Annotated in this window: 23 protein-coding genes; 8 read left to right on the top strand and 15 right to left on the bottom strand. The window is 62.7% G+C overall.

The features are described from left to right. Window positions 1-3: 3 nt before the first annotated feature. From ASC75_RS00115 to ASC75_RS00100, 4 genes are all read left to right on the top strand, one after another. The gene (locus ASC75_RS00115; protein ID WP_162244878.1) at window positions 4-1,008 is read left to right on the top strand and encodes a FecR family protein; all 1,005 of its coding nucleotides are present in this window, start codon (window positions 4-6) and stop codon (window positions 1,006-1,008) included. Window positions 1,009-1,220: 212 nt separating this feature from the next. Beyond that, the gene (locus ASC75_RS00110) at window positions 1,221-3,689 is read left to right on the top strand and encodes a TonB-dependent receptor (RefSeq protein WP_055968937.1); all 2,469 of its coding nucleotides are present in this window, start codon (window positions 1,221-1,223) and stop codon (window positions 3,687-3,689) included. Window positions 3,690-3,726: 37 nt separating this feature from the next. Continuing rightward, entirely contained in the window at window positions 3,727-4,326 is a 600-nt protein-coding gene (locus ASC75_RS00105; protein WP_055968934.1) for a biliverdin-producing heme oxygenase, read from the top strand. Beyond that, window positions 4,319-4,798 (top strand): YbaN family protein, encoded by a 480-nt coding sequence (locus ASC75_RS00100; protein ID WP_348271274.1) that lies wholly within the window; start codon window positions 4,319-4,321, stop codon window positions 4,796-4,798. The genes ASC75_RS00105 and ASC75_RS00100 overlap by 8 nt, the downstream gene beginning before the upstream one ends. Before the next feature lie 647 nt (window positions 4,799-5,445). On the opposite strand, the gene ASC75_RS00095 is transcribed toward ASC75_RS00100, so the two are convergent. From ASC75_RS00095 to trbB, 12 genes are all read right to left on the bottom strand, one after another. Continuing rightward, window positions 5,446-6,078 (bottom strand): hypothetical protein, encoded by a 633-nt coding sequence (locus ASC75_RS00095; protein WP_055968931.1) that lies wholly within the window; start codon window positions 6,076-6,078, stop codon window positions 5,446-5,448. Between the two features lie 202 nt (window positions 6,079-6,280). Beyond that, window positions 6,281-6,511 (bottom strand): DUF2274 domain-containing protein, encoded by a 231-nt coding sequence (locus tag ASC75_RS00090; RefSeq protein WP_055968928.1) that lies wholly within the window; start codon window positions 6,509-6,511, stop codon window positions 6,281-6,283. Continuing rightward, complete coding sequence (locus ASC75_RS00085; RefSeq protein WP_055968924.1) at window positions 6,508-7,659, bottom strand: TrbI/VirB10 family protein; 1,152 nt, start codon at window positions 7,657-7,659, stop codon at window positions 6,508-6,510. Before ASC75_RS00085 ends, ASC75_RS00090 begins: the two co-directional genes overlap by 4 nt. Continuing rightward, window positions 7,656-8,636 (bottom strand): P-type conjugative transfer protein TrbG, encoded by a 981-nt coding sequence (gene trbG / locus ASC75_RS00080; RefSeq protein WP_055968921.1) that lies wholly within the window; start codon window positions 8,634-8,636, stop codon window positions 7,656-7,658. Before trbG ends, ASC75_RS00085 begins: the two co-directional genes overlap by 4 nt. After that, on the bottom strand, window positions 8,633-9,322 hold the full coding sequence (trbF, locus tag ASC75_RS00075; RefSeq protein WP_055968918.1) for a conjugal transfer protein TrbF: 690 nt from the start codon (window positions 9,320-9,322) through the stop codon (window positions 8,633-8,635). Before trbF ends, trbG begins: the two co-directional genes overlap by 4 nt. Continuing rightward, window positions 9,319-10,662: a P-type conjugative transfer protein TrbL gene (trbL, locus tag ASC75_RS00070; RefSeq protein ID WP_055968915.1), complete on the bottom strand. Its 1,344-nt coding sequence runs from the start codon at window positions 10,660-10,662 to the stop codon at window positions 9,319-9,321. Before trbL ends, trbF begins: the two co-directional genes overlap by 4 nt. Before the next feature lie 3 nt (window positions 10,663-10,665). Then, window positions 10,666-10,953, bottom strand: a complete 288-nt coding sequence (gene trbK-alt, locus ASC75_RS00065) for a putative entry exclusion protein TrbK-alt (RefSeq protein WP_055968913.1) — start codon at window positions 10,951-10,953, stop codon at window positions 10,666-10,668. 18 nt (window positions 10,954-10,971) lie between these two features. Further along, on the bottom strand, window positions 10,972-11,745 hold the full coding sequence (trbJ, locus tag ASC75_RS00060) for a P-type conjugative transfer protein TrbJ (protein ID WP_055968910.1): 774 nt from the start codon (window positions 11,743-11,745) through the stop codon (window positions 10,972-10,974). Beyond that, a complete protein-coding gene (gene trbE, locus ASC75_RS00055; RefSeq protein ID WP_055968906.1) occupies window positions 11,742-14,198 on the bottom strand; it encodes a conjugal transfer protein TrbE in 2,457 nt (818 codons plus the stop codon). The genes trbJ and trbE overlap by 4 nt, the downstream gene beginning before the upstream one ends. Before the next feature lie 10 nt (window positions 14,199-14,208). Then, window positions 14,209-14,472 (bottom strand): VirB3 family type IV secretion system protein, encoded by a 264-nt coding sequence (locus ASC75_RS00050; RefSeq protein ID WP_055968903.1) that lies wholly within the window; start codon window positions 14,470-14,472, stop codon window positions 14,209-14,211. After that, the gene (locus ASC75_RS00045) at window positions 14,472-14,804 is read right to left on the bottom strand and encodes a TrbC/VirB2 family protein (RefSeq protein ID WP_055968900.1); all 333 of its coding nucleotides are present in this window, start codon (window positions 14,802-14,804) and stop codon (window positions 14,472-14,474) included. The genes ASC75_RS00050 and ASC75_RS00045 overlap by 1 nt, the downstream gene beginning before the upstream one ends. After that, window positions 14,801-15,775, bottom strand: coding sequence for a P-type conjugative transfer ATPase TrbB (trbB, locus tag ASC75_RS00040; RefSeq protein ID WP_055968898.1), 975 nt, complete (start codon window positions 15,773-15,775; stop codon window positions 14,801-14,803). Before trbB ends, ASC75_RS00045 begins: the two co-directional genes overlap by 4 nt. A gap of 146 nt (window positions 15,776-15,921) precedes the next feature. Here trbB and ASC75_RS00035 point away from each other — a divergent pair, with 146 nt between their 5' ends. Beyond that, window positions 15,922-16,731: a hypothetical protein gene (locus tag ASC75_RS00035; protein WP_055968895.1), complete on the top strand. Its 810-nt coding sequence runs from the start codon at window positions 15,922-15,924 to the stop codon at window positions 16,729-16,731. On the opposite strand, the gene ASC75_RS00030 is transcribed toward ASC75_RS00035, so the two are convergent. Genes ASC75_RS00030 through ASC75_RS00020 form a run of 3 tightly spaced genes read right to left on the bottom strand, consistent with a single transcriptional unit; the run spans window position 16,716 to window position 20,905 of the window. Next, the gene (locus ASC75_RS00030; RefSeq protein ID WP_055968893.1) at window positions 16,716-17,135 is read right to left on the bottom strand and encodes a ribbon-helix-helix protein, CopG family; all 420 of its coding nucleotides are present in this window, start codon (window positions 17,133-17,135) and stop codon (window positions 16,716-16,718) included. The genes ASC75_RS00035 and ASC75_RS00030 overlap by 16 nt on opposite strands. Window positions 17,136-17,139: 4 nt before the next feature. Further along, window positions 17,140-19,122, bottom strand: a complete 1,983-nt coding sequence (locus ASC75_RS00025) for a conjugal transfer protein TraG (protein ID WP_055968890.1) — start codon at window positions 19,120-19,122, stop codon at window positions 17,140-17,142. A gap of 22 nt (window positions 19,123-19,144) precedes the next feature. After that, window positions 19,145-20,905: a DUF3363 domain-containing protein gene (locus ASC75_RS00020; protein ID WP_055970564.1), complete on the bottom strand. Its 1,761-nt coding sequence runs from the start codon at window positions 20,903-20,905 to the stop codon at window positions 19,145-19,147. 369 nt (window positions 20,906-21,274) lie between these two features. Here ASC75_RS00020 and ASC75_RS00015 point away from each other — a divergent pair, with 369 nt between their 5' ends. The 3 genes from ASC75_RS00015 to ASC75_RS00005 all read left to right on the top strand — a co-directional run bounded on the left by ASC75_RS00015 (window position 21,275) and on the right by ASC75_RS00005 (window position 24,147). Further along, window positions 21,275-22,195, top strand: a complete 921-nt coding sequence (locus ASC75_RS00015; protein ID WP_055968887.1) for a transposase — start codon at window positions 21,275-21,277, stop codon at window positions 22,193-22,195. Further along, window positions 22,192-22,545: an IS66 family insertion sequence element accessory protein TnpB gene (tnpB, locus tag ASC75_RS00010; protein ID WP_055968884.1), complete on the top strand. Its 354-nt coding sequence runs from the start codon at window positions 22,192-22,194 to the stop codon at window positions 22,543-22,545. Before ASC75_RS00015 ends, tnpB begins: the two co-directional genes overlap by 4 nt. A gap of 72 nt (window positions 22,546-22,617) precedes the next feature. Then, complete coding sequence (locus ASC75_RS00005; RefSeq protein WP_055968879.1) at window positions 22,618-24,147, top strand: IS66 family transposase; 1,530 nt, start codon at window positions 22,618-22,620, stop codon at window positions 24,145-24,147. Window positions 24,148-24,207 lie beyond the last annotated feature (60 nt).

The following is a 24,207-nucleotide window of genomic DNA, read 5'->3' as shown; positions in this document are numbered from 1 at the left end:
TCCTTGGGGGACAGTCTGATTAAACCGCGACAGGACACAGCGCAGTCGGCCGAAGCGGCGCTTCACTGGATGATCGCGCTTGAAGACAAGCCCGATGATGCAGAAGTGGCAACGGCCTTCGAGGCATGGCTTGCGAGCAGCGACGACCATGTGAAGGCCTGGGCCGAGGCGCGCCATGTGTGGAAAGTGCTGGGCGCGGCACATGAAGCGCGCGAAATGGCTGGCCGCCGCGATCACATGCGCCGGTCTTCATCGAAAACCCCCATGGCGCGCGGCACTCGCCGCAGAGGCTACTTCACCGCGTCGATTCTGGCTGTCGCCACGATCTGCGTCGCAGCCGTGTTTCTACAGGATATCCGCATCTGGCTGCAGGCCGATTACTCGACCGGCGTTGCCCAGACGCGCGAGATCCGGCTTGAAGACGGCAGCACGGTCCATCTCGGGGCGGACAGTGCCATCGAGGTGGCTTTCGACCAGGCATCCCGCAACATCCGGCTGTTGACGGGAGAGGCCTATTTCGAAGTCGAGCCGGACGCTGCGCGGCCGTTTCGTGTCGACGCGGGCGACGTCGACACGACGGTGCTGGGCACGGCTTTCGATGTGCGGATGATGGCCGAAGGCACCGCCATAGCCGTCAATCGAGGGCGCGTGGCTGTTGCTTCTTCCACCGCGGCGGAAGTGTCGGGTGCGCCGCTCGAAGCCGGCGACTGGGTTCGCGTCAGCCACGCCGGCAAGGTCGAGCGCGGCAGGGACGTGCCCGATCTCGCCGGTGGATGGCGCAGCGGCATGCTTGTTGTGAAAGACCGCTCGGTCGGAGAGGTGGCGGAGGCCTTGGGCAGGTATTACCGGGGCAGGATTGTCCTGGCCGATGCCGCCATTGCCGGCCAAAGGGTAACCGGTGTCTACAACCTCAACGAACCGATAGGCGCACTCACGGCCGTCGCCGCCGCACACGGCGCCTACGTGCACCAGATAAGTCCCTGGCTGGCGGTCGTGTCGAGCTGGTAGCCGCCGCTCGAACCTCTTTTGAGAAAACATGAGTGATTTTGTCTGAAAATCCGTAAGGCTGCTTCGTCCTTGAGAGGAGAGGGGAGTCCGGTCGTGTGCCGGGCCCTCGCGCTTGGGACAACAGGGTGCGGCAGGATATGTGCAAGACGACGAGTGAACGATTTGGCGGGGCATTTTTTGCTGCGTTGATGGTGGGAACGGCATTGACGGGCATGGGTGGGACCAATCTCGCTTCGGCGCAGCAGGCAAGCGCGGCTCAGCAAAGGACCTTCCAGATTGCGGCGCAGCCGCTCGCGAGCGCGTTGACCCAGCTTGGCCAGCAGTCCGGCATGCAGGTCTCGGTCGACGCGGCGGCGGTGCGGGGGCTCACCTCGCCGGGCGTGTCGGGGTCGCTGACGATTTCGGATGCAGCGGCGCGACTGCTTGCCGGCAGCGGGCTGTCCTACCGTATCGAGGGCCGAACCGTGGTCATCTCCGACCGTGTGTCCAATGCGCACGCTGTGCCGGCTGCCGATGGCTCGCTGGTGCTCGATGTGATCGATGTGACGGGCGGGCGCGGCGCCGCCGATGCACCATTCGAGACGGCGGGTTCGGTAAACCACATTTCCGCCGAGCAGATTTCGCGGACGCCGCCGACCTCGGTTGGCGACATGTTCCGCTCGACGCCCGGCGTGGTCGCTTCCGGCAACCGCGTCGGCGCCTCCGTCGACGTCAACATTCGCGGACTGCAGGGGCAAAACCGCGTCAACGTCATGGTCGACGGTACGCGGCAGACGAACAATTCCTACCGCGGCTATCGCGGAAGCCGTAACGAAACCTACGTCGATCCTGATTTCCTAGGCGGCATCGACATTTCCAAGGGACCATTTGCCGGTGCCGGCGGCGTCGGAGCGATGGGTGGCGTGGTCAACATGCGCACCATCGAGGCGCGCGACATCGTCAAGGAAGGCGAGAACCGCGGTGTCAGGGTCAAGGGCAGCCTTGGCAGCAATACCATCGACCCGCCCGCCGTGGGCGCCAGGCAGATGCGCCGGGCGGATTCCGAATTCTTCAACGGCGACGCATGGTCGGGAAGCGTCGCCGCAGCGATGCTGGAAGACAATTATGAGTTCGTGGTCGGTGTTTCGCGCCGTCGCGCCGGCAACTATTTCTCGGGTTCCGAGGGCAAGTCGACCTATCGCGACACCAGGGTGCCATGGCTTCCACCGCGCGAAGCGCTACTGTCGTCGTATCGGCCAGGACAGGAAGTGTTCAATACTTCCCAGGACGTGACGTCGTTCCTGAGCAAAGGCAAGGCCAGATGGGGAGATGGCCACTCGTTGTCGCTTGGCTATACCTACTACCAGAACCACTATGGCGATATCGATGAGTCGTCCTTGGCTTTCTCGCTGCCAGGGTCCGTCATCAATCTCCCGCTCGAGCAGGCGGAACTGGCGACCACCAAGACCCATACGGTCAAAGCGGGCTATGCCTACCAGCCGGAAGGCAGCGACACCGTCGACTTCCAGTCGAACCTCTGGTTCACCGACGTCAACACCGAGAGCTGGGTCAACAGCCTGTCGAGTGGCGGCAAAGGTCTGGCGCATGCCAGGACCGTCGGCGGCGATGTTTCCAACATGTCCAAGCTGGATACGGCCATCGGCGAGCTAAGCCTGAAAACCGGAGCGGAGTTCGTCTACGAACAGGCCCGCGAGCAGGGCGCCACCTTCAACTGGGGCTATGCCGGTGCAAATCCGAACGGGAACCGGATGCTGGCAAGCGTGTTCAGCCAGAGCAAGCTGGACGTCACCGATTGGCTCGCCCTGTCGGGAAGCCTGCGCTACGACCACTACGAAAGCGAAGGTGTCGGCCCCAGCCGTTTCGCGAAGAAGTCGGATGGCCGGCTCAATCCGGCGCTGGGCGTGACGATCACGCCCCTGACCGGGCTGCAACTGTTCGGCACCTACACCGAAGGCTGGCGGCCGCCGAGCCTGCGCGAGACATCGGCATTCCAGCAAGATTATCTGGTACCCAATCCCGATCTGAAGCCGGAGCTGTCGAAGAACTTCGAGTTCGGCATCAACCTCATGCGTGACGATGTGCTGGTCTCTGGCGACTCGCTCAGGTTCAAGGTCGCGCGCTTCGACAACAGCTATGAGGACTATGTGGTTCGGGCGCGTCCGGCGGGTCTCTACACGTGGCTCAACATCGATGACGCACGGTTCTCGGGCTACGAATTCTCGGCTGCCTACGACACGGGGACAGTCTTCGTCGAAGGTGGATTGACCGTCTATGACGACATGCAGTTCTGCAACACACCACCGGGTGGTTCTGTGCAGCGCTGCGGCATCGGCCAGATCGGCACCGACTATGGCGCGATGGGAATTCCGCCGAAATATTCCGGCAATGTCACCGCAGGCATGCGCCTGTTCGAAGAAAAGTTGACTGTCGGTGCGCGCGCTTATTTCTTCGGTCAGCGCTATGGCGGCTATGGTCTGGTGCCAGGGTCCGTCAATCCTCCGGTGTTTTACTACAGCAATGTCATCGTCGATCTCTTCGGCAGCTACAAGTTCACCAAGGACATGGCGCTCGATTTCAGCGTCGAAAATGTCGGCGATCGGTACTACCTGGATCCGATGTCGACGAGCATCGTGCCGTCGCCGGGGCGGACGTTCCGCGCCGGCCTGACGGCCAAGTTCTGATTTCGGCGTATTCCCGCTCGTTTCGTGAGAGAAGACCATGACGACCATCGACATCGAAAAGCCGGTCGAGGCCAGCCGCGCCAAGCGCCTGAAGGCGCGGACCAACACCACTCACGAGCGTCTCGACGCGTCGATCATGGCCGGGCGACCGTTCGAGGATCGGCGGCGGTACGGTCTCTTCCTGACCGTCCAGCACAGCTTCCATCGCGATATCGATGCGCTGTATTCGAGTGCCGTGCTGGAGGGGCTGTTGCCGGATCTCGACGGCCGGCGACGCCTGGACCTGATTGGCCAGGACATTGTCGACCTGGGCATCGCAGTGCCCGATGTCGCCGAAGCTCCCGTCTTTGACGGCGACGCCGATCTTCCGACGGCGCTCGGCTGGCTCTATGTTGCAGAAGGGTCGAATCTCGGCGCGGCCTTCCTTTTGAAGGAGGCGGCCAAGCTTGGGCTTTCCGAAGCGTTCGGCGCAAGGCATCTTGCGCCGGCGCCTGAAGGGCGCGGTCTGCACTGGCGCACGTTCACGGCCGCACTCGATGCTCTGGAACTGAGCAAGGAAGAGGAAGACCGCGTCGTCGCCGGGGCGGAGGCGGCATTCCGCCGCGTGCATGGGCTGGTAAGGGAGACTTTTGGATGAAGGCCATCGCAAGGGCATGTCAGGCAGGATGACGTCGCTGTTTCGCCGCGCCGCCAACGGCGCGGCCTTCAATGCGAGACGGGCGGGCCTGACTGCGCTGGGCATGCTGATGCTCGCCCTCGGCATCATCGGCGCATTCCTGCCGGTCATGCCGACGACGATCTTCCTCATTGCCGCTGCCTGGTGTTTCGGCCGCTCGTCGCCCCGGTTCGAAGCATGGTTGCTTGACCACCCGAGATTCGGTCCGCCCTTGCGCGCCTGGCGCGAGGAAGGCGCCATTCCGCGCCGGGGCAAGATCATGGCCTGGACGGGCATGGCTCTCGGCTATGGAGTGTTCCTGCTTGGCAAGCCCGATATACTGGTTGCCGCGGCCGTCGCGGTTTTTGTCGCCGCCGGCGCCCTCTATGTGGCGACACGGCCGGATCCGAAGCCCAGGCCTGGAGATGCGACGCTTCGCGGGGATGAGCGCTGAAGTTCAGTCGGAGGCTTTCCGACGGCTGGGCGGACGAGAGCGGCCCTGGCGCAGGCAAGGCGATTTGGCCTCCGCCTCCTTGTTGTGATAGGGAGCGGCCTTATCTGAAGGCGACCGTTGCCTCACGCACATCGAAGAAGCCATGACGAAACTCTATGCCGACGGCGCGAAGATCGTCGCCGTTGCACCCATGATGGATGGGGAAGATAGATAAGTAATATCAATATGTTACCAGTGTTCGTGTGCAAAAACCGCGCACGAAAGTTCTGCTTCTCTTCTTTTTTCGTTCCCACGAGGGGCCCGCCGATAGCCCTTTTCGGGCGCACTGCAGCCGAAGGCTGTCACCGCTCCAACGCGGATGTTCGCCGTGATATCCGTTCCTATTTATCTGCCGCGGCGTCCAGTTTGCCTAGGGAACCTGGATTCGAGCCAGGATCAACGGAGACAGAATTTCCGGTCAGATGCTCGAATGAATGGGCCGGCACTGTTGTGCTACGGCGCATCTCCCGGCGAAGTTTCGAAGGAACAATGAAACTAAGCAGCGGCGAAACCCAGGACATATCGATCTGAGCGGATCGTACTTGCATCGAGCAGATACCGTCCGCTGCCCCTTTGGCTCGATGGCTTCTGTTTTGGAAACTGCCGCCCTAGCTGGTTGCTTGGGGCGGTGCTTCATTTTGCCAGCCGGCTAGCTCTGGTAGGTCATCAAGCCAGCTTTTCTCTGTCATCGAGGCATCCTCGGTGCGCGGTGCAGCCTCGGTGGCGTTTTGAATGAGCCAGTCCACCCACTTCCGATAGGCAGCCGGGTTCAGTTGGGGCGGCAACACCTTGGCCTTGGCCAGCATGCGTTTGCGGAAACTGACTTGCCTGCGAAGTTTGGTCGTCGTGAACTTGATCGCCTTGCCTTGGTATTCAACCATCCAGCGCCCATCCCCATGGCTGGCGAGCCTATCAATGGCGAAACCGGCATCGACCGGCCTGTCCCGCCAAGGAAGCTCGATGGCATTCTTCCTCAGGTCGATAGCCCATCGCCGGTAGTTGGCCCCGGCACGCTGGGGCGGCAGCACACCAGCCTGTTCGAGTATCTTCCTTCGAAAGGTAGGCTGCTTCTTGATCTGGCCCGTCGTCAGTTCAATGCTATGCTCGCGGAATTCGACGTGCCACCGGATTCTCCCGTTACCGTAATACTTTACCAGCCTATCGATGACGAACTCGTCATCGCTAAGCGTCGCGCATCCCTGCTTGATGCTTTCGAGAATGTACTGACTATCGGTGGGCATGACGCGGCCTCGTGCAGGACCTATCGGAAGCTTAGAGATTCAAAAAATCAAGGACCAATATCCCCACCGTATCATGATTTGTGTCGTGGAATTGTTGGCTGACTGCCTGCAGGTCGACGGCCAATGGTGCCTATCGTGTGCTGGCCGACAAAAGTGGCGAATTGCCCGAACCCTCTTCGACAGCTGTCAGCACTGCGCCGCCCTACGGATCTGGATGGGCGTTCCGGCGAGCCTTTGCAAATCCTCGATCGGTCTCGATAAAGCGCTGGAGCATCGGTACGATCAGCCGGACTGGATCGGTTGCCGGCTGGCCGCTTTCCCGGCTGAGGATGTCAGCATAAGTTTGGAGATTGCGATGCAGCGACGCTGGAAGCTCCACCGTCACCTTGACGGGTTTGTCGTCGGCGATGGGCCCCAACTTCAGCTTGGTCATTGCATTGCTCCATAAGGCTCGAGCACGAGGTCGCGCGTGACGATGACCCGTACCGGGAAGCCCGGCCGGATAGTCAGCGTTGGTGCTACGGTAAGCTGTCTGCGGATGATCTGCTGGCCGGCATCGTTGATCGTGTCCTGCGCTCCATCGCGGATTGCGCGCAATAGCCGGTTCTCGTCGTCGATCGCCAACTCCGCACCGGCCGCAAGCAATGTGGAAAGACCGGCGGCTTTGGCCAGATCCCACCAGTGATAGTCGACCCCATCCTCAAGGCCGGCATAACCTTGCGTATCGGCGCCCGGCTGACGTTCGAGAATTATGGAATGGCCAGTCGGAAAAATGAGCCGGTTCCAGACAAGAAGGAGACGGCGCTGGCCGAATTGGACGTTGTTGTCGTACTGCCCGATGATCCGTGTGCCCTGCGGCACGAGCAGGGCGCGTCCGGTGGGGCTGTCGTAAATGTTCTCCGTTACCTGCGCGGTGATCTGTCCGGGCAGATCGGACCTGATGCCTGTGATGAGCGCGGCCGGGATGACGGCGCCAGCCTGGAGCACGAAGGGCGATGCCGGCGGCATGACGCGGTCGCGCGCCACTATGCGCCTGTCGGCGGCGGCGTTGAGGAAAGACAGTTGCCTATCCTGTGCGGTTTGCTGGCCAGGGTGACCGCTCAGATCAAGACCCGCAGAGCCCGACGCCGGTTCTCCTCCCGTCCCGACTGTTGTGGTTGATCCTCCCCGTGACTGGAAAAAGACGGTGCTGGTCCGTGCGGCATCTTCTTCAGCGCGCCGGCGTTGTTCCGCCTCGTCGACAGCCGGGGCCGTGATCGCGGGCGGCACGACCGGTTGCACCCTGTTTTGTGCATTGAGGATAGGCCGGCCGAGATCGCCGGGCAGCGCCGGCCCGAGGATCGGGCCTGTATAGTCGCGCGGCAGGCCGGCGAGACCGTCTGCGGGTTGCCGATTGGCGATCGAGTAAAGCTCTTGGTCGTTGGCACCGGGCACGCGCGTCTGAAGCGCATAAATCAGTGCCCCGCCGATGCCGAGCGAGGCGACGATGCCGACGCCGACGATGACCTTGGGCGACAGACGGGTGATACGCGGCGGTTCGGCGCGAAGGCGCATCGGAGCCGCACTATCCTTTTCGCTCATGATGATCGCCTTCCATCCGTGCGCACAATCCTGACGGTCTGCTGTCGATCGCCGCTGCCAAGACGCAGCTCGGCTGCGCCGAACAGGCGATCGACAATCAGGATGTGTTGATTAATGCGGCTGTTGGCGATCTGGGCTTCGCCGTCCGGGCCGATGACCAGGAGTGGCGGCATCTCGCCCTGCACGATGCCGCGTGGAAACTCGACAAAGACGCGCCTGCCGTCATCATAGACAGCGACCGGCTTCCATGGCGGACTGTCGCCTGTGAGACCGTAGCGATAGTTACGCACCGCGACAGCCGGAATGAGGGGTGTTGTCGGGATGGCCTGGCGCTGTCCGGCTGGCTGCTTTGGATAGGCCCAGGCCACTGCCGGCATATATGGCTTTTCGCCGGAACGCAGCTCGATCATGTAGGTGCGCCGGTCGGTGGTGATGACGAGGTTGGTCGAGATGTCAGCGCGCGTAGGTTTTACTAACACATGGATACGCCGGGTGATCCCGCTACCACTCTCGGTGTCTCCGATGATCCAGCGAGCGGTGTCGCCGGCGGCGATCGGGCCTGCGCCGGTCAGGTTCTCGCCTAGCTCGAGCGCGATATTGGTGATCTGCCCTGGAGCGGCATAGACCTGATAGAGAGCACCTTCGCTCCAGGGATAGATCTGGATGGCATTGTAATAGCCTTCGCGGCGCGGCTGGACGCGCGCGGCGGCATTGGCATTCTCGACACGCGCCGTCGGTGTCGACGCGGCGGTACCTCCACGTGCCGGGGGCCAGGCAGGCGGGACATGGAGAGGCTTCGGTCTGTTATCTGCCGCAGCCATGGGGATCGCCGGGAGAGGTGGCACGTCGGAGTCGTAGCTGATCACAGGCGGTTTGTTGGTGGCGCAGCCCGCGAGCGTGGCGGAAAGCAAAAGGACTGGACCTACGGATCTCCGGAAGATCAGGTTGCCGCCTCTGCGGATCGTCGGCCGGTTCATTGGCTCATCTCCTGCGACCAGTTGATGGCGTTGACGTAGATGCCGAGCGGATTGGCGCGGAGCTTTTCGGTATCGCGTGGCGGCTGGATTACATTGGTCAGGATCGCAGTCCAGCGCTGGGTCGTGGAGAGCTTCCCGCTCTCGTAGTGGCGCTCGGTCCAGGCGACGCGGAACGAGTCCGGCGAGGCGCGGATGACCGAGGAGACCTCGACGGCGATCTGTTGCTTGCCGACCTTGGTGAATGGGTCATTGGTGCGAGCGAAGTCGTTGAGCGCTGCAGCACCACGATCCGTGGTCCATTCATAGGCGCGCAGCCAGTTCTGCCGGACGATGATCGGGTCAGCCGGGATCGAGCGGACCTGTTCGATGAAGCGGGCGAGATGCCATGCGATCTGCGGATCGGTCGGACGATAGTCGGCGCTTGCTGGTACGACAGCCTGCGCCTGACCAAGATTGTCGACTTGCACGATCCAGGGCACGACCGTCCCGCGAGCCGACTGCCAGACGAGTGCTGCAGCGAACACGCCTGAAAGGATCAGCGATCCAAATGCCATGTAGCGCCAGTTCTTGGCCTGGACGCGGGCTGAGCCGATACGTTCGTCCCAGACCTGCGCGGCCTTTTGATAGGGAGTCTCGGGTTGAGGTGTCTTGCCGTAATGCGCGGCGGGTCGCGAGAAGAGATTCATGAACGATCACTTGTTTGAAGGTTGACGGAAGAGGCGGATGCATGGCTGTCCCCGGAGCGGACGGCGTGCGCGGTTGTCTGGACGGCATGGCCCATGTGGCCGGACCGGCTCATACGCTGCGCCCAGCCGGGCGGTGGGCTGGGCGCATGGATGGCGGAACCGGCCGCAGTTTCAGCCGCGCCTCCGACCGAGGTCGAGGAGCCGCCAGTCGCGCTGAAGCCAGCCTTGACGCCGTCGGAGAAGCTTGACTTAACACCGGCGGCAGCCATGCGGAGCGGCGATGTCACCGCGCTGCCGGCGGCATGTGCGACGCCCCCGAGTCCGGATGCGCTGCCGGCCGCGCCGGACTGACCGAGGGAGGCCAGCGAATAGGCAGAAGACGCCGCTCCGGCAGCGGTTGCACCGCCACGGACGGCTGCAGCGCCAGTCGAGAAAGCGGCAGCGCCGCCCTTCGCCGCAAGACCAGCAGCACCAGCAGCGGCCAGCGTCATGCCACCTGCGGCAAGACCCGTGCCCACCGCCGCTCCGGCGCCAAGCTGGGGCCCACCGCTGACAAGCCCCGACGCAATGCCGGGACCGAAGATGCCGAGACCCAGCAGCGACAGGGCAGCAAGCACGACAGCCATGGCTTCGTCGATGCTCGGGGTCTGGCCGCCGAAGCCTTGGGTGAACTGGCTGAACAATGTTGAGCCGATGCCGATGATCACGGCGAGCACCAGCACTTTGATGCCGGAGGAGACAACGTTTCCGAGCACACGTTCCGCCATGAAGGCGGTCTTGCCGAACAGGCCGAAGGGGATCAGCACGAAGCCGGCCAGTGTGGTCAGCTTGAACTCGATCAGCGTGACGAACAGCTGGATTGCGAGAATGAAGAAGGCAAGGATGACCAGCGCCCATGCGAAGAGCAGGCAGGCGATCTGGATGAAGTTCTCAAAGAAGGCGACCCATCCCATCAGGTCGGAAATGGACTCGAGCAGCGGCCGGGCGGCATCCAGACCGGTTTGTGCCACCTTGCCGGGGCGCATCAGATCGGCCGTCGAAAATCCCGTGCCGGAGCCCTTGAGGCCGAGGCCTGCGAAACTGTCGAAGACGATGTTTGCGAGATTGTTCCAATTGGAGATGAGATAGGCGAAGACGCCGACAAACAGCGTCTTTTTGACCAGCCGCGCGATGATGTCGTCGTCAGCGCCCCAGCTCCAGAACAAAGCCGCCAGCGTCACGTCAATGACGATCAGCGTTGTGGCGATGAAGGCGACTTCCCCGCCGAGCAGGCCAAATCCGCTGTCGATGTAACGGGCGAAGACTTCGAGGAAGTTGTCGATTACGCCGGCACCGCCCATGGCTCACCGGCCTTCCTGAATTCGTGTAGCGGCGGGCGCCGGCGTGCGGCCAAGGAAGCGGTCGCGGGTTTCCGCCCAGACCCGCAGGCATTCGGCGTCTTCAGCCGCCTTCAACCCAAGCCGTTGGCACCGGCGCTGACTCTCATGCAACGGATCGGCCTCGGGACGCAGAACCAGCACCGGCGTCGCTGGTGGCGCGGCTTCCTTTCGGGTCAATTCGATCACCGTCGCCGTGATGGCGACAGCGACGAACGTGACTGCGCCGAGGCGCGCCAGCATCTTGCCATCCATGATGTTCTCCTGTGGCCGTCAGTTGCCATTGTTGAACATGCGGGCATTGCCGGGCTGATAGCCCGAACCCGGGATCAGGAAGCGGCGGCGCTGCTCGCGGCCCTGTTCGGCAGCGGCGGATCGTTCGGCCTCGGTCAGCGCCTGCGCCCGGCCATTGGCGGCGATGACGGCGGTGAGGTCGGCGAGTTGCTGAGCCTGGAGCGCAAGTAGCTGGTTGCCGGCTTGTGTTGCCTGAAGAGCGCCGGCAGCATTCTGGCTCTGGCCGATCAGCGCCGACATCTGGGCACGATTGGTCTCGATGTTTTCGACGACGCCGGCCTGGACGCGCATCGCGTCTTGCAAGCCGCCTACTGTGTTTTGCCAACGTGAGCGCGCGTTGGCGATGAGTTGCTGATCAGGGGCCGACAAAGACGCGCTGCCATATTTCTGCTGGAACATCTGGTCGATCTGCTCCACGTCGAAGGCGATGTTTTGCGCCTGCCTGAGAAGCTGCTGTGTCTTCTGGATCGACTGCTGAAGCTGCTGGAGCGATGAGTATGGCAGGCTCGCCAGGTTCCTCGCCTGATTGATGAGCATCTGTGCTTCGTTCTGGAGGCTTTTGATCTGGTTGTTGATCTGTTCCAGTGTGCGAGCGGCGGTGAGCACGTTTTGCGCGTAGTTGGTCGGATCGTAGACAATGCGGCCGAAGAAGGCATGCGCTTGACTGGTCAGCACGGGCAAAACCGCACCGGTCACGGAAAGAACCGTTGCCGCGATCAAGGCAGCACGGAGGGGCGAGCGTTGGACGGTCATGGCGTGGGCTCCTTTTCAGGCTCGGGGACGAGATTGGTGAGATTGGAGATGAGGTCGACCGCCCAATCGACGCCGCGGGCGTGCAGCCAGGCGGCGAGGAAGCCGTCGCGGCCATGTTCACTGAGGATCTGCGCGATCAAGGTCTGGTCGGTTTTTGAAGATGCGGCGCAAAGCGCCAGCGCGACTTCGGAAAGGCCGAGTTCAAAGAGCCGGTTGCCGCGCCTGGACTGGCAATAGTAGTCGCGCTTTGGTGTAGCGCGCGCTAGAATCTCGATCTGACGATCGTTGAGGCCGAAGCGACGGTAGATTGCGGTGATCTGTGGCTCGATTGCGCGTTCGTTCGGCAGCAGGAGCCGGGTTTGGCAGCTCTCGATGATGGCGGGCGCGATCGTCGAGTTGTCGATGTCCGACAGCGATTGCGTGGCGAAGATGACGCTGGCGTTCTTTTTGCGCAACGTCTTCAGCCACTCCCGGATCTGGCCGGAGAAGCCGTCATCGTCGAGTGCGAGCCAACCTTCGTCGATGATGACCAGCGTAGGCGAGCCGTCCAGCCGGTCCTCGATGCGGTGAAAGAGATAAGAAAGCACCGCCGGCGCGGCAGCCGTGCCGATCAGTCCCTCGGTTTCGAAGGCCTGGACCGATGTCTCACCGATCCGCTCGAACTCGGCGTCGAGTAGCCGGCCATAAGGACCTCCGACACAGTAGGGGCGTAGCGCCTGTTTCAGGTCATTTGACTGGAGCAGGACGTTGAGGCCGGTGATCGTGCGCTCATGGACCGGAGCACTGGCGAGAGAGGTCAGCGCTGACCACAGATGCTCCTTGATCTCCGGAGTGATCGGGACGCTCTCACGGACCAGGATCGAGACGATCCAGTCGGCCGCCCAGGCGCGCTCCGGCACGTGATGGATGCGCGCGAGTGGCTGGAGCTGGACCGGCTCGCCAATGTCGCCACTCAGGCCACCACCAAGATCATGCCAGTCGCCGCCCATGGCGAGTGTGGCGGCGCGGATCGAGCCGCCGAAATCGAAGGCGAAGACCTGCGAGTGGCGATAGCGGCGGAACTGCAGTGCCATCAGAGCGAGCAGCACTGATTTGCCCGCACCTGTTGGGCCTACGATCAGCGTGTGACCGACGTCGCCGACATGAAGCGAAAAGCGGAACGGGGTCGAGCCTTCGGTCTTGCCGAAGAGCAGCGGAGGCGCTGCGAAATGCTCATCTTCTTTTGGCCCTGCCCACAGGGCCGAAAGCGGGATCATGTGGGCGAGATTGACGGTGGAGATCGGCGGTTGCCGGACATTGGCGTAGACGTGACCAGGTAGAGAACCGAGCCAGGCGTCTACGGCATTTATGGTCTCGGGCATGCATGTGAAGTCGCGGCCCTGGATGACCTTTTCGGCTAGCTTCAGCTTCTCGTCGGCGACACGCGGATCGGCGTCCCAGACGGTGAGTGTCGCGGTGACGTAAGCCTGTCCGGCATAATCGGCACCCAGTTCCTGAAGCGCGAGATCGGCGTCGGCCGCCTTGTTGGCTGCATCCGTGTCGACAAGAGCGGCTGCCTCGTTGGTCATCACCTCCTTCAGGACCGCAGCGATCGACTTGCGCTTGGCGAACCATTGCCGCCTGATCCTGGTCAGCAGCCTTGTGGCGTCAGTCTTGTCGAGGAGGATGGCGCGGGTCGACCAGCGATAGGGGAATGCGAGGCGATTGAGCTCGTCGAGGATTCCAGGCGTGGTCGCGGTCGGAAAGCCGACAATGGTGAGAACGCGAAGATGTTGGTCACCAAGACGCGGCTCGAGCCCGCCAGCAAGGGGCCGGTCCGCGAGCAACGCATCAAGATACATCGGCGTCTCGGGAACGCGCACGCGATGGTGTTCGGTCGAAACGCAGGCATGGAGGTAAGACAGCGTCTCGACATCGTCGAGCCATTCGCAATCGGGCATGAAGCCTTCGACGAGCTGGAGCACGCGGTCGGTCCGGTCGACGAAGCCTGTGACGATCTCGTGCGGATCGACGCCGCTTTCGACTTTGCCTTCGTAGAGCCAGCTTTCCGCCCGGGCGGCGTCCTCGGCCGGCGGCAGATAAATGAAGGTCAGGAAATAGCTGGACTCGTAGTGGGCCCCGGTCTCTTCAAAACCGGCCTTGCGTTCGGCATCGACCAGGGCGGAAGCGGGGTCCGCGAATGTGCTTTCCGGATAGGCACCGGCTGCATGACGCTGGGCTTCGACGAAGATCGCCCAGCCCGAGCCGAGACGCCGGAAAGCGTTGTTGAGACGGCTGGAGATAGCGACCAATTCGGCTGCAACAGAGCTGTCGAGATCCGGGCCGCGGAATCGGGCGCTGCGCTGGAGACTGCCATCCTTGTTGAGGACAACGCTCTCGCGCACCAGCGCTGCCCAAGGCAGGAAGTCCGAGAGGCGGGCATTTCGGTTTCGATATTCGGCAAGGTTCATCATGGCGGTAGCCTCACGCTCTGAGATGGCCGGGGATGCGCAGATGCCTGCGCACAACGTCGGCGAACATCGGATCGCGCTTGGCCGCCCAGACGGCGGCCAAGTGCCCGATCAGCCCTAGCGCGATGCCGACGATCCAGAGCCGCAGGCCGAGCCCTAACGCCGCAGCCAGTGTGCCGTTCAGGATGGCGATCGAGCGGGGGGCGCCGCCGAGCATGATGTGTTCTGTAAGCGCCCGATGAACAGGTGCGCTGAACCCTGGGACTGGTTCCTCCATCAGATGAGCGCTCCGCCGCCGAAGCTGAAGAAGCTGAGGAAGAAGCTTGATGCGGCGAAGGCGATCGAGAGGCCGAAGACGATCTGGATCAGTCGCCGGAAGCCGCCCGAGGTATCGCCGAAAGCAAGCGTCAGGCCGGTCACGATGATGATGATCACGGCGATGATCTTGGCGACCGGGCCTTCGATCGACAGCAGGATTTGTTGCAGCGGCTGTTCCCACGGCATGGACGACCCTGCGGCGTGCGCGGCGGGAGTTACCGCCAGTGCGAGGACGGTGACCGGGCAGAATGCCGCGACGCGGCGTCCGGCTCGGAAAAAGGGCGAGGTCATGCGGTTGTCCCTTCGTTGTTGGGTGTGATGCGGTAGTCGCCGCCGGGACCGAGCCCTTCGACATGCGCGAGTTCAACCAGTCGTCGGGCGGACCCGCGTCCCGAAAGCACGGCGACGAGATTGATGGTCTCTGCGATCAGTGCGCGCGGCACGGTGACGACGGCTTCCTGGATGAGTTGTTCGAGGCGTCGCAGGGCGCCGATGCCGGTGCCGGCATGGATGGTGCCGATGCCGCCGGGATGGCCGGTGCCCCAGGCTTTGAGGAGGTCAAGCGCTTCGGACCCGCGCACTTCGCCGACCGGAATGCGGTCGGGGCGCAGGCGAAGCGACGAGCGAACGAGATCGGAAAGGGAGACGACGCCTTCCTTGGTACGAAGGGCTACGAGATTGGGCGAGGCGCATTGCAGCTCGCGTGTGTCCTCGATCAGGACGACGCGATCCGAAGTCTTGGCAACTTCGGCAAGAAGGGCATTTGTGAGCGTGGTCTTGCCGGTCGATGTGCCGCCAGCGACGAGAATGTTGGCGCGCTTGGCGACTGCCTGGCGCAGAGTGATTGCCTGCTGCGCCGTCATGACGCCAGTAGCGACGTAATCGTCGAGAGTGAAGACGGCGACAGCCGGCTTTCGGATCGCAAAGGCGGGTGCTGTGACGACGGGCGGCAGCAGCCCTTCGAACCTCTCGCCCGTTTCGGGCAGCTCGGCCGAAACACGTGGATTGCCGGGGTGTACTTCGGCGCCGACATGGTGGGCGACAAGGCGAATGATGCGTTCGCCGTCGGCGACAGAGACTGCGAAACCGGTATCTTCAAGCCCGCCAGTGAGGCGGTCGATCCACAGACGCCCGTCGGGATTGAGCATCACCTCGACGATGGACGGATCTTCCAGGAACCCCGCGATCGCTGGCCCCAATGCGGTGCGCAGCATGCGCACACCCCGCAAGGATGCTTCGGAATGTCGTTGAGAAATCGCCACATCGCCCCCATTCGCGTTCGGGTGGCGCGCCGCGCGACCTCGATAGGGGACGATTAAGAGAGACAGAAATCAGTCAGATTCAACAGGTTTCAGGGGGCGTAGTAGAGTAGCGTGCAATTGCAGGAGAAGGGCGAGGGCTATGTTCCATGACCAGGCGTTTGGTGATCGACAGCAACATGATGCGATCTCAAGTCTTGCGGGATTTTCTGTCGGAAACAGGCGCGAACATTGCCGTGTTGCCGGATGTCATCTGGGTCGAGACATACAAATCTGGAACGCTCCGGGCGATTGCCGAAACGCTTTCTGTCGTTGGCGATTTTCCTGATCAAGTCATCGTCCTGAAGTCATCTGGCGAGATCGCTGTGCTTGATCCAGCATTCGGCATGACGGCTGCTACGATGGGCACAGGGAACGATCTGCGTGAGATGATGAAAGCACTGGACCTTGCCCGAAGGGGCGAGGCAACTGTCCTCGAACAATTCACGATGCAGTGGTCAAGGGCCGCCGATCTTATGGGGGGAATGCTGGAAGGCGCGGTAGACATTCTTCAATCCCTCCCGGAGATGGAGGAGACCTACACGGCGGAAGAGTTGCGCCGCTTTCGGACTACAAACAGATTCAGTCAGGAAATGATCGCGAAAATCTTTGGCTCAGCTGACCAGGTTTGCGAGACGCTGTTTGCATTACATGGACGCGAACCTCCCGTTGATATTCGGCAGCGGTCGGACACCTATCTGTACAGGTTTTCCCTCGCGATCATGATGTACATGGTCTGGTGGATACGCGCGGGAAGCCAACTGCCGACACGACATGATCGTGCACGGAACGATATCGTCGATCTGAGCTTTGCCGTGCACGCGACATATTTCGACGATCTCATGACACAGGATAAGAAGGCAGTCTGGATGTACACGCAGCTTTCAGGGGCGCTTCGCGCCATTCATTCCGTCGTGTGACGCTGTTCAACATCATCGGGGATCTCTCGCAGAAAACTCTGGCCTTTCTGAAGCCGCTTGCCGAGCGTTTCAACGAAGCCGTCGAAACGTTCCCGCCCCTTGGCCTGAGCTGAAGCTTGCGCCTCGGGCGGCAGAGGCGGGGTGATCGACAACCAGAAGCGCACAAAAAGGGCGAGTGTTTCCGCGGTGACGCCAAGATCGCGCTCCATCCGCTGGATTTGCCTGGACAGTCGGTCGAGCCGGCGAGCAAAGGCTGCTTCGCGCGCATCGGCGTGATCGGGCGACAGGAACGAACTGACGGCCGCCTCCACGATGGCCGACCTGGGTAACTTCTTGCGGTCGGCAAGCTCATTGATGCGCCCGATAAGTTCCACCGGCAGGGTTAGATTGAGGCGGTCGCGCATGGCCTTAGAGCTCCATTCCGTCGCTCGGGTCGAGTGCGACCTGGCGAGCGATGCCGCTCATCTGGCGGCGTAGCGACTGGCGCTGTCGAGCGGTGTCCTCCGGCTCATCGTCGAGGATATGCGCGAACTCCTCGGCCGGCTTCTGGTCAGCGGTTTCCTTTGCGATAGCGATATGTTCGGGAAGCTCCGGTTCGCGACGCAGGCCGGCATTGGCGCTGTCAGGCACTTCAGCGGCTGAAAGTACTGGATCGGCCTTCCGCGGCAGGACTGTCGACCAGCTGTCGCTGCGACGGGTCCTGCCCAATCTGGCCGGATCCGGCGGTTGCATGACACGCTCGCGGAAGCGCGCATCCTCGTAGTAGCGAGCCTTTTTTGCCCGGATCGGCGGAGTGCCTGCGATCATCACGATTTCGTCGGTCGGTGGAAGTTGCATGATCTCGCCGGGGGTGAGGAGGGCGCGCGCCGTTTCTGAACGCGAGACCATCAGGTGCCCAAGCCATGGCGAGAGCCGGTGGCCGGCATAGTTCTTCATCGCCTTCATTTCGGTGGCCGTTCCGAGCGCATCGGACACGCGTTTGGCGGTGCGCTCGTCATTGGTCGCGAAACTCACGCGCACATGGCAATTGTCGAGGATCGAGTTGTTGGCGCCGTAGGCCTTTTCGATCTGGTTGAGCGACTGAGCGATGAGAAAGCTCTTAATGCCGTAACCGGCCATGAAGGCAAGCGCGGACTCGAAGAAATCGAGGCGGCCGAGAGCCGGGAACTCGTCGAGCATCATGAGGACGCGGTGCCGGAGTTCCATTGCGTGCAGGTCCTCGGTGAGCCGTCGGCCTATCTGGTTGAGGACGAGACGGATCAGCGGCTTGGTTCGGGAGATGTCCGAGGGTGGTACGACCAGATAGAGCGTGGTCGGCCTTGCGTCCGAGGTGAGATCGGCGATGCGCCAGTCGCAACGCCCAGTCACTTCCGCGATGACCGGATCGCGATAAAGGCCGAGGAACGACATGGCGGTCGACAGCACGCCGGATCGTTCGTTGTCGGATTTATTGAGGAGCTCGCGTGCCGTCGATGCGACAACCGGATGCGGGCCGGCGTCTCCGAGATGCCTCGTCGTCATCATCGCGGCGAGTGTCGCCTCGATCGGCCGGCGCGGATCGGAGAGAAAGGCTGCGACGCCGGCGAGCGTTTTTTCCTCCTCGGCATAGAGGACATGCAAGATCGCGCCGACGAGAAGGGAGTGGCTGGTCTTTTCCCAGTGGTTGCGCTTGTCCAGCGAACCTTCCGGGTCGACGAGGATATCGGCAACGTTCTGCACGTCGCGCACCTCCCAATCACCGCGACGAACCTCGAGCAGGGGATTATAGGCGGCTGATTTCGGATTGGTCGGATCGAAGAGCAACACGCGACCATGCTTGTCGCGGAAGCCGGCCGTAAGTTGCCAGTTTTCGCCCTTGATGTCGTGAACGATTGCCGAACCCGGCCAGGTCAGCAGCGTAGGCACCACAAGGCCGACGCCTTTGCCCGAACGTGTCGGCGCAAAGCACAGTACATGCTCGGGCCCGTCATGGCGCAGATAGTCGTGATCGAGGCGCCCAAGCACGACCCCGTCTGAGCCGAGAAGCCCGGCGGCCTCCACCTCCTTCTTTTCGGCCCATCGTGCGGAGCCGTAGGTCTGGACGTTCTTGGCCTCGCGAGCGCGCCAGACCGACATGCCGATGGCAACAGCGATCGCAATGAAGCCGCCCGAGGCCGCAATGAAAGCGGCCTTGTTGAATATCTCGGGTGCGTAGGCGTCGAAGAAGTACCACCACCAGAAAAAGGCGGGCGGATAGTAGATCGGTACACCACCGAGACTGAACCAGGGCGTGCCGAGTTGCGCCTGATACCCAAGCTGCCAGGCAACATATTGGGTCGCGGCCCAGGTGGTGACGATCACGATCAGGAAGACCACCGTGATTTGGCCCCAGAGGATTTTGGTCGCAGACATGCGTGATCCTTTTCCGTCGTTGTCAGAGGCCGAGGTCGCGCTTGCGTCCGACCGACAGTTCGATGCCGCCGGCCACATTCGCGACGCCGGCGACATGCTGGCCGAGCTTGCGGTCGAGATCGCGCGACCAGGGCACGAGCTGGAAGCCGAGACCGTCTTCAATCATGGCGAAGCGGCCGGAGGAGAGGGCGAGGCGCTGGCGCACGACGCCCGCGACGCGCTGCCCGGCTTGCGTCTTCACATGCGACAAGCCGGTCTCGGCCGAGAGCTTCTCGCCCACCGCCTCGAGCTCGCGGCGTCGAAGGGTGGCGAGCAGATCGCGTTGCATGATGATGCGCTGGCCGTCGCGCCGGGCGAGGCCCTGATCGGCGAGATGTTCGCCACGCGCCTGCATGGCGTCGCGCACCTCTCGACCAAACCCGGCCTGCGACAGCGGCATGGCGTCGCGCTCAACAAGGCGATGATCGATCCAGGTAGCACCAGGTGCTGTGACCTGCGCTTGAAGATCGTGATCAGATCGCATCGCAAGCACCAATGTCGGGCGGCGGTCGTCCGTACCTCCAAAGCGACGGACTTCGACGATACCGCCATTTGCAGGCGCCTGGTCGAAGGCTTCGACGCCCCGGAGGCGGACATGGTGGGCGCGACCGTCGACCCCGTCGATGACGGCGTAGGCCTCGCCGGTCAGCTCGTTGTGAAGGCCGCGATCGACAAGGCGCCCAATGATCGGCGAGCCACAGGTTCCGCCGTCGACCACATAATCGCCAACGCCGCGATCGTGGCCGCGCTCCGTGAAGGCGCGGTGCATTGTCTTGATGATATCGCCGCGCATGCCGAGATCGCGCAATGCGGGTTCGGCTTCGAGACCAACGACCCATTGTCCTGATTTACCCTGGATGGCGAGCCCCAATTTTTCGACATGCTGGAGCCGGCCGACCATGAGGCGGCGAAGTGCCGGATCAGGGGCGGATCGGTCTGGCCTGAGATCGATATAGCCGGTCTCATCGGCGGCGCGCTGGATCTCTTGGTCGATCCGCGTCCAACGTTCGGCAGTGATTTCCTTTTCAAGTGCGCTTCGGATTTCGTGCTCGGGCTTCGGGCCGAGTTCGATGCCAACGAGATCGTCGGCGCGGGAGCGTAGACCGCGGCTGATATAGTCGCGAGAGACGACGAGGTCGGCGCCGACGTCGTCGACGCCGCGCACGAGCAGATGCACATGCGGATTGTCTGTGTTCCAGTGGTCGACAGCGATCCAGTCGAGGCGGGTATTAAGATCGGCTTCCATCTGGCGCGCAAGATCTCGGGTAAAGCCTTTAAGGTCGGTCATCTGTGCTGCGTCCTCCGGTGAGATGATGAAGCGGAAATGATGCCGGTCGTCCTTGCAGCGATCGGCGAAGGCGAGATCGTCGGCGCGGTCGGTGTTGGCGTCGAACATCACGCCCTTCTCGCCATCTCGGCTGACGCCTTCGCGCTTGAGATAGGAGACGTGGGCGGTGAGCGGTGCTGAACGAAATGCCCGCCCCTGATGGCGAGCGACACGCGCCTTGATGACGACGCGGCGGTGCGAGGAGAAGATGCGGGATCGTCCGAAGACATTGCGCCCGCGTCCGAAGGTGGAGTGGCCGGGCCGGCGGCCCGGCTTGCCCGATGGAGCGCTGCCAGAGATGTGGCCGGCGCGCTTGGCCGCGGCGAGGACCTGATTTACGAAGCTCTTGGCCTTCGGCGTCTTCGTCGAACGGATGCGGCCTGGCTTGATGAGTAGGTCGCGGTCAACCTCGCTCATGACTGTGACCGGAGGCTGGTCGTGCATGTCGAAGCATTGAAAACATTGGAAAAATTCGGGCAGTATGCCCGCGACCGACCCGCATGCCCGGGAAAACGCAAGCCATGCCAATGGCTTAACGCGTTTCGGGCAGGCGCTTTTATCTCGCCGTCCTCTGTCGTTTCTCCAGCACTAACGCCGTACCTTGGTAAGCGTCCGGTCCTGACACGTCCTTGGGGTAGTGCATTTTCGCGGCATGTGCGGTTCCTTGGTACATTGGAGGGTCTCCGATGGCGTCGCGTCGTTCNGTAAGCGTCCGGTCCTGACACGTCCTTGGGGTAGTGCATTTTCGCGGCATGTGCGGTTCCTTGGTACATTGGAGGGTCTCCGATGGCGTCGCGTCGTTCCTGGGAAAAGGCACACAGTCCGTATTGGTCGCTGCACGTCGAGGCGTGGCGGCAAAGTGGTCTGAGCCGGACGGAATATTGTCGTCAGCACTGTCTGACGAAGGCCACGTTCGGTCGCTGGATGAAGCATCTCGTCAGCAAGGAAGATGCTCGTAAGCATGCGGAATACCAGGCGGAATTGCGCCGCCAGCGGCACCGGGAGGAGCGCGAGAAGGGGATCAGGAAACGTCAGAGACGGCACTTTGCGGTGAGCACCGATGTGCGCAGCAAGGCCGTCCAGGCGTTCTGGGCGATGCATGTCGAGGCGATGAATTGGAGCGGCATGGGGGTGCGTGAGTATGCGGCAGCGCTGCAACTCTCGCCCTATTCGCTGCGCAGATGGCGCGACCGTTTCGAGGACGGCGAGGTGGAAATCGACTGGCGGGAGCATCTTCATCCGAGCGCCCGCCCGCGAATAAGCACCGGTGCTAGCAGCGCTGCTAAGGAAGGCTCGGTGAAAAGCGGATTGACAGACACACCGAATACCGATCCGCCGCGCGACGCACGCACCAACCGGCGCAGCTTCACCGACGGGGAGAAGCTCGCCATCGTGCTGGAAACGGAACAGCCCGGCATCGCGGTGGCGGAGGTTTGCCGCCGCCATGGCATTGTGACGAGCATGCTGTTCCGCTGGCGCGTCCGGTTCGGCTTCGCGCAGAAGAAACGTGTAAAACTGGCGACGGTCGCGATGCCGGCAAGCGGCGCAGGAGCTTCGTCGGTCCCCGTGGTTCTGCATGATCTTTTGCCGCCGCCTGACGGAATGTCGGCAGTCGAGCTGCCGGACGGCCGGCGGGTCTTCGCTCCCGCAGACTGCGATCCCAACGCTGTCCGAGCACATGTCGCGCGCGGGGAGATCGTGCCATGATGATCGTTCCGGCGGGCGTGAAGGTGCATCTGGCGTTGGGCTCCACCGACATGAGGAAGGGGCTGGATGGGCTCGCCATGCTGGTCCAGGCAACGCTGAAGCAGGACCCGTTCTCGGGTCATCTGTTTGCCTTCCGGGGAAAGAAGGCGTCGCTGCTCAAGATCCTGTTCTGGGACGGAAACGGGCTGTGCTTGTTCACCAAAAGGCTCGACCAGGGCAGCTTCGTGTGGCCGCGTATGGCAGGTTATGACGGCTCGATCACGCTGACGCCGGCGCAGCTTGCGATGTTGATCGAGGGCATCGACTGGCGCGCGCCGGTGCGTGTCTGGAGACCGGCGCTGGCCGGTTAAAAAAGCGCCAAACATCAAGAAATTCAATGCACTATTGCTTGGGAAAAAAGGTGTTTTGAAGTAGAATCGGTCATGTTGATCGACCTCGACAATCTGCCGTCCGATCCAGCATTTTTGCAGCGTCTGCTGCGCGATATGGCGGCTGCCGTCGAGAGCCGCGACGGTGAGATCGAGCGCCTCCAATCGATCATCAAGAAGCTCCAGCGGGCGCAGTTCGGCCGACGTTCCGAACGCCTCGATCCCGATCAGTTGGCGCTCGCACTGGAAGACCTTGATGCCGACATCGCCCGCATCCGGGCGAGCCGGCCAGTTGTCCGCAACCTGTCGCCCGAGCGACCCTCCCACCGCAAGCCGCTGCCCAATCATCTGCCGCGCGAGGATATTCGGCTCGACATCGGCGACGCGGTTTGCGCGTGCTGTGGTGGCGCACTCCATGTGATCGGCGAGAGCGTGAGCGAGATGCTCGATTGGGTTCCGGCGCAGCTGCGTGTCATTCGCACCGTGCGCCCGAAATACGCCTGCCGGACTTGCGAGACGGTAACGCAGGCGCCCGCGCCGGAGCGGTTGATCGCCGGTGGCCTGGCGACGCCAGCGCTTCTGGCGCAGGTGCTGGTCTCCAAATATTGCGACCACACTCCGCTCTACAGGCAGTCGCAGATCTTCGCCCGACACGGTGTCGATCTGGCGCGCTCGACGCTCGCCGGATGGATCGGCGGCGCCTGCTGGTGGCTGGAAGCTCTGCACGAGCGGCTGGCCAGAAACGTGTTCGCTTCGGATCATCTGTTCGCCGACGACACACCGGTCCCGGTGCTCGATCCGGGCCGCGGGCGCACCAAGACGGGGCGGCTGTGGGTCTATGCGCGCGAGCAGCGGCCCTGGGCCGGACCCGAGCCGCCGGCGGCTGTCTATCTGTTCGCACCCGACCGAAAGGCCGAGCGCCCGGTATCGCATCTTCAGCACTTCAAAGGTGTGCTGCATGTCGATGGCTATGCCGGCTTCGAACAACTCACGGCCAAGGGTGACATTGTTCTCGCCGCCTGCTGGGCGCATACGCGGCGCAAATTTTACGAGGTCGCGGAAGCGACCGGATCGCCCGTGGCGGACGAGGCGCTGCGCCGGATCAGTGAAATCTACGCCGTTGAAGCGGAGGTTCGCGGACAGTCGCCGGCCCATAGGTTGATTGCCAGGCGACAGCGCTCGAAACCCATTGTCACCGATCTGCGCGCCTGGCTGGAGGCCCAGCTTCCGCGCATCCCCGGTCGAAGCACGCTGGCCGAGGCGATCCGTTACACGCTCTCGCGCCGGGAGGGGCTGATGCGCTTCCTGTATGACGGCCGCGTCGAACTCGACACCAATCCGGTCGAGCGAGCGATCCGTCCGGTGGCTCTTGGCCGCAAGAACCATCTGTTCGCCGGCAGCGACGGGGGAGGCGGCCGCTGGGCGATCGTCTGTTCGCTGGTCGAGACCGCCAAGCTCAACGGCGTCGAGCCCTACGCCTATCTCGCCGACGTACTTCAGCGCATGCTTGACGGACATCCCGTCAACAGCCTCGACGACCTCCTGCCGTGGGCCTGGAAAGCGGCAAATCCTGTCAATGCCTGACATCACGTGCAGCCCCCGGACGCTTACGTACCTTGCCCAGCGCTGCCGGATGCCCGCCAC

Source organism: Aminobacter sp. DSM 101952 (genome assembly GCF_001424795.1).
In the GTDB taxonomy this organism is placed as follows: domain Bacteria; phylum Pseudomonadota; class Alphaproteobacteria; order Rhizobiales; family Rhizobiaceae; genus Aminobacter; species Aminobacter aganoensis.
Note: the sequence above shows the minus strand (reverse complement) of the source record. Positions and strands in the feature narration are given on the sequence as shown.